Annotated in this window: 13 protein-coding genes and 3 pseudogenes; 11 read left to right on the top strand and 5 right to left on the bottom strand. The window is 68.7% G+C overall.

Features of this window, described 5'->3' with window-relative positions; translation table 11 throughout:
* The 4 genes and pseudogenes from aroC to AC2W7M_RS08585 form a co-directional block, all read left to right on the top strand.
* A pseudogene (gene aroC, locus AC2W7M_RS08600) lies at positions 1–697 on the top strand (chorismate synthase); the annotation flags it as partial.
* A 115-nt stretch (positions 698–812) separates the two neighbouring features.
* Positions 813–1,201, top strand: a pseudogene (locus AC2W7M_RS08595) (PRC-barrel domain-containing protein).
* Positions 1,202–1,368: 167 nt separating this feature from the next.
* A complete protein-coding gene (ribB, locus tag AC2W7M_RS08590; RefSeq protein ID WP_486131669.1) occupies positions 1,369–2,682 on the top strand; it encodes a 3,4-dihydroxy-2-butanone-4-phosphate synthase in 1,314 nt (437 codons plus the stop codon).
* 71 nt (positions 2,683–2,753) lie between these two features.
* Positions 2,754–2,996: a hypothetical protein gene (locus tag AC2W7M_RS08585; protein WP_486131667.1), complete on the top strand. Its 243-nt coding sequence runs from the start codon at positions 2,754–2,756 to the stop codon at positions 2,994–2,996.
* A 27-nt stretch (positions 2,997–3,023) separates the two neighbouring features.
* Here the strand turns inward: AC2W7M_RS08585 and mgtE are convergent, their stop codons facing one another.
* The 3 genes from mgtE to AC2W7M_RS08570 form a co-directional block, all read right to left on the bottom strand.
* Complete coding sequence (gene mgtE, locus AC2W7M_RS08580; RefSeq protein WP_486131665.1) at positions 3,024–4,391, bottom strand: magnesium transporter; 1,368 nt, start codon at positions 4,389–4,391, stop codon at positions 3,024–3,026.
* 216 nt (positions 4,392–4,607) lie between these two features.
* Positions 4,608–4,952, bottom strand: a complete 345-nt coding sequence (locus AC2W7M_RS08575) for a carbonic anhydrase (RefSeq protein ID WP_486131663.1) — start codon at positions 4,950–4,952, stop codon at positions 4,608–4,610.
* The gene (locus AC2W7M_RS08570) at positions 4,940–5,215 is read right to left on the bottom strand and encodes a carbonic anhydrase (RefSeq protein WP_486131661.1); all 276 of its coding nucleotides are present in this window, start codon (positions 5,213–5,215) and stop codon (positions 4,940–4,942) included. The genes AC2W7M_RS08575 and AC2W7M_RS08570 overlap by 13 nt, the downstream gene beginning before the upstream one ends.
* Before the next feature lie 859 nt (positions 5,216–6,074).
* Between AC2W7M_RS08570 and urtA the strand changes: the two genes are divergently transcribed.
* The 7 genes and pseudogenes from urtA (at position 6,075) to AC2W7M_RS08535 (ending at position 13,157) form a co-directional block, all read left to right on the top strand.
* Positions 6,075–7,313 (top strand): urea ABC transporter substrate-binding protein, encoded by a 1,239-nt coding sequence (urtA, locus tag AC2W7M_RS08565; protein ID WP_486131671.1) that lies wholly within the window; start codon positions 6,075–6,077, stop codon positions 7,311–7,313.
* Between the two features lie 274 nt (positions 7,314–7,587).
* Positions 7,588–9,217, top strand: a pseudogene (gene urtB / locus AC2W7M_RS08560) (urea ABC transporter permease subunit UrtB).
* A 209-nt stretch (positions 9,218–9,426) separates the two neighbouring features.
* Entirely contained in the window at positions 9,427–10,554 is a 1,128-nt protein-coding gene (gene urtC, locus AC2W7M_RS08555; RefSeq protein WP_486131659.1) for an urea ABC transporter permease subunit UrtC, read from the top strand.
* 5 nt (positions 10,555–10,559) lie between these two features.
* Complete coding sequence (gene urtD / locus AC2W7M_RS08550) at positions 10,560–11,429, top strand: urea ABC transporter ATP-binding protein UrtD (RefSeq protein WP_486131657.1); 870 nt, start codon at positions 10,560–10,562, stop codon at positions 11,427–11,429.
* Between the two features lie 219 nt (positions 11,430–11,648).
* Positions 11,649–12,344 carry an urea ABC transporter ATP-binding subunit UrtE gene (urtE, locus tag AC2W7M_RS08545; RefSeq protein ID WP_486131655.1) on the top strand — a complete coding sequence of 232 codons (696 nt, stop codon included), beginning with the start codon at positions 11,649–11,651 and terminating at the stop codon, positions 12,342–12,344.
* Positions 12,345–12,459: 115 nt separating this feature from the next.
* Positions 12,460–12,702 carry a UreE family protein gene (locus AC2W7M_RS08540; RefSeq protein ID WP_486131653.1) on the top strand — a complete coding sequence of 81 codons (243 nt, stop codon included), beginning with the start codon at positions 12,460–12,462 and terminating at the stop codon, positions 12,700–12,702.
* The gene (locus AC2W7M_RS08535; protein ID WP_486131651.1) at positions 12,660–13,157 is read left to right on the top strand and encodes an urease accessory protein UreE C-terminal domain-containing protein; all 498 of its coding nucleotides are present in this window, start codon (positions 12,660–12,662) and stop codon (positions 13,155–13,157) included. Before AC2W7M_RS08540 ends, AC2W7M_RS08535 begins: the two co-directional genes overlap by 43 nt.
* 271 nt (positions 13,158–13,428) lie before the next feature.
* On the opposite strand, the gene AC2W7M_RS08530 is transcribed toward AC2W7M_RS08535, so the two are convergent.
* Together AC2W7M_RS08530 and AC2W7M_RS08525 are read right to left on the bottom strand one after the other, a co-directional pair.
* Complete coding sequence (locus tag AC2W7M_RS08530) at positions 13,429–13,890, bottom strand: hypothetical protein (protein WP_486131649.1); 462 nt, start codon at positions 13,888–13,890, stop codon at positions 13,429–13,431.
* 141 nt (positions 13,891–14,031) lie between these two features.
* On the bottom strand, positions 14,032–14,535 hold the full coding sequence (locus AC2W7M_RS08525) for a hypothetical protein (protein WP_486131647.1): 504 nt from the start codon (positions 14,533–14,535) through the stop codon (positions 14,032–14,034).
* Between the last annotated feature and the right edge of the window lie 427 nt (positions 14,536–14,962).

Raw genomic sequence — 14,962 nt, 5'->3', positions numbered from 1 at the left:
TTGGCGGCGGGGGCGGTGGCGGCCAAAGGTGCTGCCGGGGGTCGCGGTGCGCGGCGCGCTGGTGCAGATCGGCGACATTGCGGTGGACCGCGCGCGCTGGGACTGGGAGCAGGTGCCGAACAATCCCTTCTTCTGCCCCGATGCCGGCACGGTGCCGCTGTGGGAGGCCGAACTCGACCGCATCCGCAAGGCCGGCTCGTCCATCGGCGCGGTGGTGGAGGTGGTGGCCGAGGGCGTGCCGGCCGGCCTCGGCGCCCCCGTCTACGGCAAGCTCGACGCGGACCTCGCCAGCGCCATGATGAGCATCAACGCGGTGAAGGGCGTGGAGATCGGCGACGGCTTCGCCACCGCAGGCCTCACCGGCGAGGAGAATGCCGACGAGATGCGCCTCGGCAATGAGGGGCGCCCGCATTTCCTCTCCAACCATGCGGGCGGCATCCTCGGCGGCATCTCCACCGGCGCGCCGGTGGTGGTGCGCTTCGCGGTGAAGCCCACCTCCTCCATCCTCACGCCGCGCCGCACGGTGGACCGGCTCGGCCAGGAGACCGAGATCGCCACCAAGGGCCGCCACGACCCGTGCGTCGGCATCCGCGCCGTGCCGGTGGGCGAGGCCATGATGTGGTGCGTGCTGGCCGACCACCTGCTGCGCCACCGCGGCCAGGTGGGCGGCTTCGTGAAATGGCCGTTCGAGGGCTGAGCCAAGATTAAGCTAAGCCAAGGTCAAGCTGAGACAATTTCCGGAAGTCGCGGGAACGCGGGCGCTTCCGGCTCGTTTTCTTCGCATGGCAACCCCACGCGGAGGAGACATCTTCATGCATACCGACGTGCGCGATCCGAACATCAAGGAGACCCATACCCTTGTCGCCAGCGACATGGTGGTGGGCACCTCCGTCTATGACCGCGCGGCGAGCATATCGGCTCGGTGGAGCGGCTGATCCTGGAGAAGGAGAGCGGCCGCGTCTCCTATGCCGTGCTGAGCTTCGGCGGCTTCCTCGGCATCGGCACCGATTACTATCCCGTGCCGTGGTCGATGCTGACCTATGACGAGGGCCTCGGCGGCTTCCGCGTCTCCATCAGCAAGGAGCAGGTGGAGAACGCGCCCAAGTATGGCGCCAACGAGGAGTATGACTGGTCGGCCGAGAACGGCCAGCGCATCCACGATTATTACGGCGTGCCGCCCTACTGGCGCTCCGTGATGTGACGCGGCCCGCTCCGGCGGGATGGTGGGGCGGAGCGGGCCTTGGGCTCGCTCCGCCCTTTTCTTTGCGCCGGGCCTTTTCTTTTCAATGCCTTCCAATGAATTTTATTCATACCGAACGAGTCTTAAATTTCATTGTCGCTGAAAATTGGGTCCGCTATGATTCCGGCATGAAGCTCGCGGACTGGCTCACGGCAACCGGCACCAAGCGCAGCGCCTTCGCGCGGCTGGTGGGGCTGTCGCCGGCCTCCGTCACGGCGCTGTGCAATGACGACCGCGCCTGGATCTCCCGCGAGACCGCCGAGAAGATCGCCGAAGCCACCGGCGGCCAGGTGACGCCGAACGACTTTCTCGGCGTCTCCGTGCCGCCGATCATCCGAGGTTTACCCGTGACCGACACCACCCAGACCCGCGTCCAGTCCGCCATCGAAGCCTTCGCCCGCGGCGAGATCATCGTCGTCACGGACGACGACGACCGGGAGAACGAGGGCGATCTCATCGTCGCCGCCTCGCTGGCGACGCCGGAGAAGATGGCGTTCATCATCCGCAACACCTCGGGCATCGTCTGCACGCCGCTGCCGCCTTCCGAGGCCCGGCGCCTGCGGCTCGATCCCATGGTGTCCAACAACGACGCGCCGATGGGCACCGCCTTCACCATCTCGGTGGACCTGAAGCACGGCACCACCACCGGCATCTCGGCGGAGGAGCGCACCAACACCGTGCGCGCCCTCGCCAACCCCAACATGGGCGCCGCCGACTTCGTGCGGCCGGGCCACGTCTTCCCGCTGATCGCCAAGGAGGGCGGGGTGCTGATCCGCTCCGGCCACACCGAGGCGGCGGTTGACCTGTGCCGGCTCTCGGGCGCGCCGCCGGTGGGCGTGATCGCCGAGCTGGTGAACGACGACGGCACGGTCCAGCGCGGACCGCAGGTCGCCGCCTTCGCGGACAAGCACAACCTGCTGCGCATCTCGGTGGCCGATCTCATCGCCTACCGCCAGGCGCGCGAGAAGCTGGTGACGCGGGCCGCCGACTTCCCGGTGCCCACCTCCGTCGGCGAACTGCACGGCTTCTCCTATGTCACCCCGTTCGACGCGGTGAACCACCTCGCTCTGGTGCACGGGCGCATCGGCGACGGGGAGAAGGTGCTGGTGCGCCTGCACCGCGCCGATCCCATCACCGACGTCTTCACCGGCGGCAAGGTGATCCAGAAGTCGCTGGAGCGCATCCGCGACGAGGGCCGCGGCGTGCTGGTCTATCTGCGCGACGGCACCAGCGGCGTTCCGGTCTCGGCCATGGGTGCGGGCGAGAAGAGCGCCAGCGAGGTGGCGCGCGACCGCCAGTGGCGCGAGGTGGGGCTCGGCGCGCAGATCCTGCGCGACCTCGGCATCCAGTCCATCCGCCTGCTCGCCTCCAAGGCGCGCACCTATGTGGGCCTCGCCGGCTTCGGCATCGAGATCATCGAGACCGAGACGCTGGAGCCGTAAAGTCTTCCGGGGAACCCTTCCGGCCGCGTCACCGTTTCCCCATGAGGCTGGCCCACGCAGGGAGACGCTTCATGAGCCATACGGACCTCGATCGCCTCAAGGCGGACGCCTCCGGCAATACCGGACTTTCGGAGGCGCTGGCGCAGGCGGTGGATGGGTTCTCCGATCCGCGCGAGGCGCTCGACTTCCTCGCCGCGCGGGGCTTCCACATCCCGCCGGAGGACCTCGCGAGCGAGGCCCGCGACGCTCCGGCGGAAGGGGAGGGCGGCTATGGCGCGCTGATGCGCTTCATCGCCGAGCGCCGCCTCGCCTGAGGCGCCGCACCTCACAGATAGCCTGCCTCACAAGATGGTGCCGTGGAGGAACAGCCACGCCACCGAGAAGTAGATGACGATGCCGGTCACGTCGACCAGCGTGGCGATGAAGGGCGCAGAGGCGGTGGCGGGGTCGAAGCCGAGCCGCTTCAGCGCGAACGGCAGCAGCGATCCGGCGAGCGAGCCGAACGTGACGATGCCGATCAGTGCGGCGCCGATGGTCATGGCGAGCAGCTTCCAGTATTCGCCATAGTCGAAGATTCCGGCCTCCTGCCACACGGCGATGCGGATGATGCCGATGACGCCGAGGATGGCGCCGAGCACGATGCCGGTGGGCAGCTCGCGCACCGCCACCCGCCACCAGTCGCGCAGCCTCACCTCGTGCAGCGCCAGCGCGCGGATGATGAGCGAGGTCGCCTGGGAGCCGGAATTGCCGCCCGAGCTCATGACGAGGGGAATGAACAAGGCGAGCACGATCGCCTTCTCCAATTCGTCCGAGAACACCTGCATGGCCGAGGTGGTGAGCATTTCCGACAGGAACAGCACGCACAGCCAGCCGGCGCGCTTCTTGATCATCTGGAAGAAGCCGATGTCGAGATAGGGCACGTCGATCGCTTCCATGCCGCCCATGCGCTGCACGTCCTCGGTCTGCTCGGAGATCATGGCGTCGATCACGTCGTCCACCGTGGCGATGCCGAGCACGTGGCCGGTGGTGTCGACGACGGGCACCGCCAGCAGATCGTATTTCGAAATGGTGCGCGCCACGTCCTCGCGGGTGGCGTTGGGCGCCACCGTGATCGGCGAATACGGCTGGGCGACGCTCAGGATGTTGTCGTCGGGCGCGCCGAAGATGAGGCGGCGCAGGGTGACGACGTTGGTGAGGCGCCGGCTCGCGGGGTCGAGCACATAGATGGCGTAGACGGTCTCGCGGGTGCGCTCCACCTCGCGGATGTGGTCGAGGGTCTGCTTCACGTTCCAGTCGGAGGGCACCGAGACGAACTCGGTGGTCATGAGCGCGCCGGCCGAGTCCTCGGGATAGGTGAGCAGGTGGTCGATCGCTGCGCGCGCGTCGGGCGAGAGGCCCTCGCGCAGAGCCGATTTCTTCGGCTCGTCGATCCACCGCAGCACGTCCGCCGCGCGGTCCGAGGACATGCCTTCGAGGTAGGCGACCGCCTTGTCCTCCGGCAGGGCCTCGATGACCTCGCAGGCGTTGCGGAACATGGGCTGGTCGAGCACCTCGACGCCCCACGCCAGGGGCATGTGGGCGATGACCTCGGTCGCCTCCTCGACAGTCTTGCCGTTGAGGAATTCGACGATGTCGGCGACGTGCTCCCGCCCAAGCCGCGACACGATGGCGGTGGGATCGGCACCCTGGAGCATCCGGTCGGCGGTCATGTGGGGTCTCCCTAATGGCATGGACGGCCGCATCTGGCGAAGCGACGGCCCCGCGCCGCCGGTTCTGCCCAAACATTCACCCCGCTTTGCACCGGCGCGCCGGATGGCGAAGCTTCAGGCTGATATGTCCCAAGGTCATGACAGGATTAACGCAGTCCGCGCCCGTCCGCCGGGCGCGTGGGTGCGGCCGCCGAGGTCTGGCCCGGGCGGCGCCTCTCAGACGGCGCTGAACTCGCCATCCGGCCCCAGCAGCTCGAGCCGGCCCGTGGCGACGCCGAAATAGGCGCCGTGAAGCTTCAGGGAGCCTTCCTCCACGCGCTCCGCGATCCAGGGGAAGCTGCCGAGGTTGGAGAGCGAGAGCTTCACGCAGCAATGCTCACAGAAGCGCTGGCGCTCCTCTTGCGGCAGGTTCGCCTCCTGCGCCATGCGGCGCGCGGGCTCGGCGATCTTCATCCAGTCGGCGACGAAGTCCTCGGCCCCGGGCGGGGCGCCGTCCAAAAGCGCCGTCACGCCGCCGCACTGGGCATGGCCGAGCACCACGAGGTGGTTCACCTTGAGCACCCGGACGGCAAACTCGATGGCGGCGAGGTGCCGTGATAGTTGGCGTCCGGCAGATAGGGCGGCACCAGGTTCGCGACGTTGCGGACGATGAACATCTCGCCGGCCGCATCGAAGATCATCTGCGGATCCACGCGGCTGTCCGAGCAGGCGATGACCATGGTCTGCGGGCTCTGCCCGCGCGCGGCCAGGCGCTCGAAGGTCTGCTTGCGCTCGGGCCAGGCCAGCTCGCGAAACCGTCTGTAGCCGGAGATCAGATCGTCCACGGGGCGTCCCCTTGTTTGCGGCGCAGCAGGAAGGGAAGGTGTTTTTGCCGGCGTCAAGCGGGACCGGGCACGGGGTGTGCACCGGCCGCCGCGGCTCCGGCACAAAAGGCCGCGTGCGAGACTGCACCTTCGCAGTGGTTCCCGTGGATGAGCCGAATTTCTTTCTCCGGTGCGCCGGAACGCCTGGAAAAGCTGAAGCGTTGAGGTTGCATCATGTTTCAGGAGGAAGACACATGCGCGGACTGCTCTTGTGGATCATGGGCGTTCCTCTTTCGGTCATCGTTCTGCTCTATCTCTTCAACGTGCTCTGAGCCGGACGGCGCGAGCGGAAGCGGTCGGTGCGCCGCGCCGCTTCTTCGCTCGTGTGCCTCAATTATGGGCAGCCTTTGAGGAGGGCAGCGCGGAGCTTTCCGGCCTGCTGGCCCCTTTCGGTGTGGGATCGTGCCGTCGCGCGGCGGGGACTCAGCGGCTGAGGTGACCGCCGCCCGACCAGAACGCGGGCGATTGCCCACAATTCAGCGCACCCATTTGCCCACAAAGTGAACGCATAGACTGCGTCGCATCCCTCATTGATAAAAAATTTAGGCATTCTGACGCCCTCGATCCCCGGGGGCGCGCGCGTGCGCGCCGTTTGGGCAGCGTCCGGCCGGAGGGTGCAACCGCGCCGGGCCTGGATTGCGCGCGGGCGGGAATGTTTCGCTGCGTTGCCGCAGGCTGCTGGCACGCGGCTTGCTCACCTCTGCCGCGGGCTGGGTTTCACCCGGCCGCGCAACAGGGGAGAGAGCGCATGCTCGGTTTGCTGGGACAGGCGACCAAGGGAGTGGGGGCGCTTGCCGCCGCCGCCGTCATCGCAGGGACGATGGGGATCGGCGCGGCGAAGGCGCAGGAGACCATCAAGGTCGGCATCCTGCATTCATTGTCGGGCACCATGGCCATCAGCGAGACTACGCTGAAGGACGCGATGCTCATGCTCATCGAGGAGCAGAACAAGAAGGGCGGCCTGCTCGGCAAGAAGCTTGAGGCGGTGGTGGTGGATCCCGCCTCCAACTGGCCGCTGTTCGCCGAGAAGGCGCGCGAGCTGATCACCAAGGACAAGGTGGCGGCGGTGTTCGGCTGCTGGACCTCGGTGTCGCGCAAGTCCGTGCTGCCGGTGTTCAAGGAACTCAACAACATCCTCTTCTACCCGGTGCAGTACGAGGGCGAGGAGAGCGAGCGCAACGTGTTCTACACCGGCGCCGCGCCGAACCAGCAGGCGATTCCGGCGGTGGACTACCTCGCCAATGACGAGAAGGTGCAGCGCTGGGTGCTCGCGGGCACCGACTATGTCTACCCGCGCACCACCAATAAGATCCTGGAAGCCTACCTGAAGTCCCGCGGCGTGAAGGCCGAGGACATCATGATCAACTACACGCCGTTCGGCCATTCCGACTGGCAGACCATCGTCGCCGACATCAAGAAGTTCGGCTCGCAGGGCAAGAAGACCGCCGTGGTCTCCACCATCAACGGTGACGCCAACGTGCCGTTCTACAAGGAGCTGGCGAACCAGGGCATCAAGGCCACCGACATCCCGGTGGTGGCGTTCTCCGTGGGCGAGGAAGAACTCGCCGGCATCGACACCAAGCCTCTGGTGGGCCACCTGGCCGCCTGGAACTACTTCATGTCCATCGATACGCCCGAGAACAAGGCGTTCATCGAGAAGTGGCACGCCTTCACCAAGGACAAGAAGCGCGTCACCAACGACCCCATGGAGGCCCACTATATCGGCTTCAACATGTGGGTGAAGGCGGTGGAGAAGGCCGGCACGACCGATCCGGACAAGGTGATCGCGGCGCTGCCGGGCATCAAGCAGGCCAACCTCACCGGCGGCATCTCCGAGATGCTCCCCAACCACCACATCACCAAGCCCGTCTTCATCGGCGAGATCGAGGGCGACGGCCAGTTCGACGTTGTGTGGAAGACCAAGGACCTGGTGCCGGGCGACGCCTGGTCGGACTTCCTCGACGGCTCCAAGACCCTGGAAGCCGACTGGGTGAAGTACAATTGCGGCAACTACGACAGCGTCCAGAAGAAGTGCCTGGGCGCCGCCGCTGCCAAGTGACGGCGGCGGTGAGGGCCGCGGCGCCGGCCGCGGCCTGACGGCGCGACGACATCCCGTGGCGGTACCGCCACCCGTTTGGTCCGAAGGCCCGGCATGACCGGCTTGATCCGAACTCCCGCCGCGCCGCCGCGCGGCGGGGGCCGGTTTCCCGGAAGGGCGTGCCGCTCGGCAGGTCCGCGTCCCGCCGCCGCTCCGGCGGCAGCTCCCCCGCTGCGCGATCAAGGACGCCCGATAGCCCATGAAGATGCTGCCCATGCTGCTGCTGCCCGAAGGAATGTTCCCTCAGCTTCGCCGACACCTGCTCCTGTTGCCGCTTCTCCTTCCGGCCCTCCTTCTCCTCATCGGCGCCTTTGGCCTCCCCGCCCGCGCGCAGGGCACCGACCTCGCGCCCATCGTCGCGAAGTTCGCCAATGACAGCTATGGCGACACTGCGGACGCGCTCGCCGCCCTCTCCGCCACCGGAACGGACCAGGCGGCCGCCATCGTCGCGGCGCTCGGCGAGGGACGGCTGGTGTTCGATCCCGTCAGCAAGGCGGTGTTCATCCGCGCGCCCTCCGGCGCCGTCACCGATGCGGCCACCGGCGCCGCCGTCGCCAGCCCGCCCGCCGGCCTGACCGCGGTGCGCGCCAACAACCGGGTGCGCCGCGCTATCGAGGCAGCCTCCGGCGCGCTCTCGCTGCTCAATCCCGACGCCGGCAAGCGCCGCGCCGCCGCCGCCGCGGTGTTCAAGTCTCGCGATGCCGCCGCGCTGGAGACGCTCGACACCGCGATCGCCCGGGAACAGGTGCCGGACGTGAAGGCGGCCTTCGAGGACGCCCGCGCCGCCATTCTGATCAATGCGCCGACCGCCTCCGAGGCCGACCGCCTCGCCGCGGTGAAGCGCATCGCCGCCCGGGGCGACCAGGAATCCCTCGGCATGCTGCGCGCCGTGCCGGCGGACGCGCCGGCGCCCGTGAAGGCGGCGGCCGCGGCGGGCATCGCCGCGGTGGAGCGCAACCTCGCCTTCTGGAACGTGGCGCAGAACGTCTGGTACGGCCTCTCGCTCGGCTCGGTGCTGCTGCTCGCCGCCATCGGCCTCGCCATCACCTTCGGCGTCATGGGCGTCATCAACATGGCCCATGGCGAGATGGTGATGCTCGGTGCCTACACCACCTTCGTGGTGCAGGAGATCATCCGCAATTCGGCGCCCTTTCTGTTCGACTGGTCGCTCGCCATCGCGCTGCCGCTCGCCTTCGTCTTCACCGGCCTCGTCGGCATCCTCATCGAGCGCACGGTGATCCGCTTCCTCTACGGCCGGCGCTGGAAACCCTGCTCGCCACCTGGGGCGTCTCGCTGATCCTGCAGCAGGCGGTGCGCACGTGTTCGGCCCCACCAACCAGGAGGTGGGCGCGCCCTCCTGGATGAGCGGCGCGTTCCAGGTGGGGCAGATGTCCATCACCTACAACCGTCTGTGGATCATCGTCTTCTCGCTGATGGTCTTCTTCGCTTTGCTCTTGATCTTGAAGCGCACCTCGCTCGGCCTCTATGTGCGGGCGGTGACGCAGAACCGGCGCATGGCGGCGGCCATGGGCATCCGCACCGGGCGCATCGACGCGCTCACCTTCGGCCTCGGCTCTGGTATTGCCGGCATCGCCGGGGTGGCGCTCTCGCAGATCGACAATGTGAGCCCCAATCTCGGCCAGGGCTACATCATCGACAGCTTCATGGTGGTGGTGTTCGGCGGGGTGGGGAACCTCTGGGGCACGCTGGTGGGCGCCTTCACGCTGGGCGTCGCCAACAAGCTCCTGGAGCCGGTGGCCGGCGCGGTGCTGGGCAAGATCCTGCTGCTCGTCTTCATCATCCTGTTCATCCAGAAGCGCCCGCGCGGCCTGTTCGCGCTCAAGGGCCGGGCGGTGGAATCGTGAGGGCGGCACATCCTTCCCGCCGCGCCGGCACCCCTCACCCTGGCCCTCTCCCACAGGGGGAGAGGGGACGCGAACGTCTCGGCCGGCGCCAGTGATGCCGCTTTTGCTCCTCCCCTCTCCCCTCGTGGGAGAGGGGTTGGGGGTGAGGGGGCGCGCCTCGCCCATGACGCTTCCCGAAGTGTGACCAACGCAGAAGGGAGCATCCGCATATGACCGGCGTGCGCATCATCGACCGCACCGGCTGGGTGTTCCTCCTGGTGCTGCTGGCCGTGGCGGTGCTGGTGCCGGTGCTGAACCTCGTGGTTCCGCCCGGCAATCCGTTCCACGTGCCGGACTATATGATCCCGCTGCTGGGCAAGTATCTCGCCTTCGCGCTGCTGGCGGTCTCGGTGGACCTGGTGTGGGGCTATTGCGGCGTGCTCTCGCTCGGCCACGGCGCCTTCTTCGCGCTCGGCGGCTACGCCATGGGCATGTACCTGATGCGCCAGATCGGCTCGCGCGGGGTGTACGGGAACCCGGTGCTGCCGGACTTCATGGTGTTCCTGAACTACAAGGAGCTGCCCTGGTTCTGGTGGGGCTTCGACATGTTCCCCTACGCCATGCTGATGGTGGTGCTGGTGCCGGGGGCGCTCGCCTTCGTGTTCGGCTGGTTCGCCTTCCGCTCGCGGGTGACCGGCGTTTATCTCTCCATCATCACCCAGGCCATGACGTTCGCGCTCATGCTCGCCTTCTTCCGCAACGACATGGGCTTCGGCGGCAATAACGGCCTCACCGATTTCAAGGACATCCTCGGCTTCCCGGTGCAGGCGGCCTCCACCCGCATGGCGCTGTTCCTCGCCACCGTGGCGGCGCTCGCCGGCGGCTATCTCCTGTGCCGGGCGGTGGTCACCTCCAAATACGGCAAGGTGCTGGTGGCGGTGCGCGACGCGGAGAGCCGCACCCGGTTCCTGGGCTACCGGGTGGAGAACTACAAGCTCGTCGCCTGGGTGCTTTCGGCCATGCTGGCCGGCGTCGCCGGGGCGCTCTACGTGCCGCAGGTGGGCATCATCAACCCGTCCGAATTCGCCCCCGCCCAGTCCATCGAGATGGTCATCTGGGTGGCGGTCGGCGGGCGCGGCACGCTGGTGGGCGCGGCGCTCGGCGCGGTGATCGTCAACGCCGGCAAGACCTGGTTCACCGGTGCCTTGCCGGAGGCCTGGCTCTATGCGCTCGGCGCGCTGTTCGTGGTGGTGACGCTGTTCCTGCCCAAGGGCGTGCTCGGCCTGTGGTCCAGCATCTGGGCGCGCCGCAAGGCGGCGGCCGACCCGCCCGTCCCCCGTCCCGAGCCGGCGGAGTGAGCGCCATGGCCTCTCCCCATCTGCCCGTCTCCTCGTCCGACCCTTTTGCGGTGAAATCGCCCGGCGTCTATTCGCTGGAGGCGGACCTCGCCGCGGTGGCGCGGGTCGAGACCTATGCGCGCGATCCGCTCGCCGTGACACCCGCGCTGCTCTATCTCGACAACATCACCGTCTCGTTCGACGGCTTCCGGGCGCTGAACGCCCTGTCGCTCGCCATCGACGAGGCGGAGATGCGCGCCATCATCGGCCCCAACGGCGCCGGCAAGACCACCATGATGGACGTCATCACTGGCAAGACGCGGCCCAACCAGGGCGTCGCCTTGTTCGCCGGCGTCAACGATTTGACCCGCCTCGACGAGGCGGCCATCGCCCAGCTCGGCATCGGCCGCAAGTTCCAGACACCCACCGTGTTCGACATGCACACGGTGGAGGACAACCTGCTGCTCGCCATCAAGGAGAGCCGCGCGCCGTTCGCCAACTTCTACTGGCAGCGCACGCCGTTCGAGCGCGAGCGCACGGATGAGCTTCTGGAGCGCATCCGCATGACCGACCAGAGGAAGCGCAGCGCCTCCGAGCTGTCCCACGGCCAGAAGCAGTGGCTGGAGATCGGCATGCTGCTGGCCCAGGAGCCGCGTTTGCTCCTGGTGGACGAGCCGGCCGCCGGCATGACCGACCAGGAGACCGCGGACACGGCGGTGCTGCTGAAGGAGATCGCCAAGACCCGCGCGGTGGTGGTGGTGGAGCACGACATGCAGTTCGTGCGCGACCTCGACGTGAAGGTCACGGTGCTGCACGAGGGCTCGGTGCTGGCCGAGGGCTCGCTCGACCAGGTGAGCGCCAACGAGCGCGTCATCGAAGTCTATCTCGGGAGGTGAGGGATGGCCTGTCCCCATGTCGCCGTTCCCCGGACAAGCGACGGCGCAGCCGGAGCGCCGATCCGGGGTCCAGGAGAGAATGCGGCGCAGTCGGCCAGATCGTCTGCCGCCTCCGGTCATGCCGCCTTCGGCGACGTCTTTGCGCGGGGGCCCCCGGGCGTCGTGCGCTGACGCTCCCGTCGGCCGGGCACGCCGGCCCTGCGGCGAGGAGAGTGCCCCATGCTGAAAGTCGAGAACCTCGACCTCTATTACGGCGCCGCCCAAATCCTGAAGAAGGTGTCGGTGGAGGCGAAGACCGGCGAGGTGACCTGCGTGCTCGGGCGCAACGGCGTCGGCAAGACCTCGCTGCTGCGCGCCATCGTCGGCCAGCGGCCCATCGCCGGCGGCTCGATCGTGCTCGATGGCAAGGACATCTCCCGCCTGCCCACGGTGGAGCGCGCCGCGCTCGGCATCGGCTTCGTGCCGCAGGGGCGCGAGGTGTTCCCGCTCCTGACCGTGAAGGAGAACCTGGAGACCGGTTTCGCCCGCCTGCCGTCGAAGGAAAAATACGTGCCGGAGGAGGTGTTCCAGCTCTTCCCGGTGCTCAATTCCATGCTGAAGCGGCGCGGCGGAGACCTCTCCGGCGGCCAGCAGCAGCAGCTCGCCATCGGCCGCGCGCTCACCACCCGGCCGCGCCTGCTGGTGCTGGACGAGCCGACCGAGGGCATCCAACCCTCGATCATCAAGGACATCGGCCGCGCCATCGCCTATCTGCGCGACCGGGGCGACATGGCCATCGTGCTGGTGGAGCAATATTTCGACTTCGCCCGGGACCTCGCCGACAGCTTCATCCTGATGGAGCGCGGCGAGGTGGTGGCGAAGGGCGACAAGAGCGGCCTCGACGGCGACGAGGTGCGCCGCCTGATGGCGATCTGAGGGGGGCGGCGCAGCGCCTCCGGGCCGGGTGCCCATGGCGCGACGGCGCGTCCTGTTCTAGTCCTTAGGCCGAACCGCCGGCCGCGCCGGCCCGGAACCGCCGAAGGACAATGCCATGAATCGCGCCATCGCCGTGGTCCGCCGCCCCGCCGTCAAGGACGAGCGGGTCGCGGACGAAGCGGTCCTCGATCACCGTGCCCGCTACGGCCGCAGCTTCGCCTTCACGACCGCCGGCGGTCTCGCCGTCGCGCTCGACCTCGACAAGGCGGCGCTGCTGGACGGAGGGCGACGCGGTGAAGCTGGAGGACGGCCGCCGTGGTCGCGCGTCCGGGCCGCGCCGAGGATTTGCTGGAGGTGACGTCGCCGAGCCCGGCGCGGCTGCTGCGGGCGGCGTGGCAACTCGGCGGCGGGCATGTCCCTGTGGAGATCACCGAGAGTGCGCTCTATGTGGCCGCCGCCCCCGCGATTGCGGAACTGGCGCGCGGCCTCGGCGTCGCGATGGTGCAGGTGCGGCGCCCATTCCGCCCCGAGAAGGGCGCCTTCGAGGCCACCGAGGCGCATGCCCACGGCCACCACGATCATGGCCACCACGATCACGGCCGCCACGATCATGGGGATCATGGGCACGCGCATCACGGGCACGCGCATCATGGCCACGAGCATCATGGCCACGCGCATCACGGGCATGAGCATCACGCCCACGGCGCCGCGTGCGGGTGCGGGCACGATCATGGCCAAGCAACCGACCATGGTCACGGCCATTCCCATGACCATGCCCACGACCACGGTGCGCACGGCCACAAGCACGGCTGAGGGCGCGGCGGCGCGGATCGTCGTCAGGGCCAAGCGGGTCCCGGCCATCCACGCCCGGCGACCTGGCGCGTGCGCCGGCGACCTCGTGTGCTTGGCAGGGCGCACAGGCCCGGCATGAGGCCGGGCAGGACCGCAACGAAAGGTCTCGCGCGTGTCGGATGACATGGCCTGACCCCATGTCGTCCAGGGCGACAGCCCTGCACCGCCGCTGCAGCCGCGCCTCGCGCCGACGCCGCCTACCCCTGGAGGGGCGACGGCGCGGGCGCGCGTTCTACTTCTTGCAGGCGGCCTCGAATTCCGCCACCGCCGCGGTGGCGCCGTCGAGCGTGATCTGGCGCTTGGCGCCCTTGGTCTCGATGGTGAGCAGCTTGCCGCCCTTCGCCAGGGCCTTCAGGTCTGCCATCTTGCCCTTGGCCTCAACGTTGATCGCGCCGCCGTCACCGTCCGCCACCGCCTTGCCGGTGAAGGTGCGGCTCACCGAGCCGGCGGTGAGGATGGCGCGGGCGGCGGCGTCCTTGGCGAGGCCCTTGGTGCCGATCATGGGCTGGACGATGATCTCCTCCGAGCCCTTGTCGCACAGGAAGAAGATGGCCACCTCCTCGGTGTCCGGCACACCGAACACCAGGGCGCCGCCCTGGTCGGTCTGGGAGGCGTGCCAGGTCATCTTCTGCTGGGCCGCTGCCGGTACGGTGAAAGCGAGCAGGGCCAGGAGCGGGAAAAGCAGGCGGGACATTGGGTGTTTTCCTCTGATGCGCACGGCAGCGCGGGCGAGCGCCCGACACGCGGCTCCTAAATGGCATTGAGGCGCATATTATGGCGCCCGGCCGGCGGGAGCAGCGCCCAGCGGCAGCGCCATCCACAGCCGATCGCGGGGTCAGGATGTGCCGAGGCAGGCACGCCGGAAGTCCGCGAGCTTCGCCTTGGCGCCGGCGAGAGGGATGGATTCCCGGATGCCGTCCATGGAGACGGTGAGCTGATCGCCGGAGGCGAACAGGTCCAGGACATGCGCCTCCAGCGTCACCGCCGCCTCGACCACCAGCCGGTCGCCGGTGCCGCGGAAGGCGGTGGCGGCGAGCTGCATGCGCCGCTTGCCCGCGGCGAGCGAGACCGCGACGCCGTCGCCGGCCCGCACATGGCCGGCCGGCACATCGACGGTGAACTGGAGCAGAGCCGCCGCCGGCTGGCAGGCGACCGCGAACAGCGGATCGGGAGCGCGGGATGAACCATAGCGCAGCACGAACGAATCATCCGCCTTGACGATGGCCCAGGCGCGCGCGTCGGCGGCCGCAGGCTTTCCCGCCGGATTGGCGGGCGCAGCGGCGGCGGGGACGAGCGAAGCCGAAAGCAGGAGCAGGCCGAGAAGGAAGGCGGGGTGCATGGGGGTCTCCAGCCGAACACGAACGGGTTTCGGCCACATCCGGTTCCACCGGGGGCCGTCCCGCTGGATGCCAAAGCGCGTGCCGGATCGGTCAAGGCGACCTCACCGGCTGCGGCCCTGGTTGGGATACGCAGGCAAAGCGGGCACGGACCAGGGCATCCTCCCCACGGGAGCCGGCGGTCCGCATGCGGGGTGGTACCACGCCGACGCCCGGACGGGAATCGGCAGGCGGTTCGGGTCCCCGCCCGCTTCGCATATCACGGCGCGGCCGGTCCCGCGACGGGCCTCATGGCGGCGCGGCTTCCCGTTGTCCGCAGGCGGTGCGCATTGGGCGCGGTGCGACCGGGATTGCCGCGGCGCCCCGGGCGTGGCATCTCCAGGCGATGACGCGCGCTTGCCCCCCCTTCCCCCTGGAGATGCCGGCACG

The sequence above is a fragment of the Xanthobacter sp. BG11Y11_SDJG genome, assembly GCF_057364445.1.
This window is presented reverse-complemented; position numbering and strand designations above follow the sequence as displayed.

Coding starts and splice junctions, on each gene's coding strand:
- AC2W7M_RS08585 (WP_486131667.1), top strand. CDS start 2,754: ATGAGCCATACGGACCTCGATCGCCTCAAGGCGGACGCCTCCGGCAAT.
- AC2W7M_RS08530 (WP_486131649.1), bottom strand. CDS start 13,890: ATGTCCCGCCTGCTTTTCCCGCTCCTGGCCCTGCTCGCTTTCACCGTA.
- urtE (WP_486131655.1), top strand. CDS start 11,649: ATGCTGAAAGTCGAGAACCTCGACCTCTATTACGGCGCCGCCCAAATC.
- mgtE (WP_486131665.1), bottom strand. CDS start 4,391: ATGACCGCCGACCGGATGCTCCAGGGTGCCGATCCCACCGCCATCGTG.
- AC2W7M_RS08525 (WP_486131647.1), bottom strand. CDS start 14,535: ATGCACCCCGCCTTCCTTCTCGGCCTGCTCCTGCTTTCGGCTTCGCTC.
- ribB (WP_486131669.1), top strand. CDS start 1,369: ATGAAGCTCGCGGACTGGCTCACGGCAACCGGCACCAAGCGCAGCGCC.
- AC2W7M_RS08540 (WP_486131653.1), top strand. CDS start 12,460: ATGAATCGCGCCATCGCCGTGGTCCGCCGCCCCGCCGTCAAGGACGAG.
- urtC (WP_486131659.1), top strand. CDS start 9,427: ATGACCGGCGTGCGCATCATCGACCGCACCGGCTGGGTGTTCCTCCTG.
- urtA (WP_486131671.1), top strand. CDS start 6,075: ATGGGGATCGGCGCGGCGAAGGCGCAGGAGACCATCAAGGTCGGCATC.
- urtD (WP_486131657.1), top strand. CDS start 10,560: ATGGCCTCTCCCCATCTGCCCGTCTCCTCGTCCGACCCTTTTGCGGTG.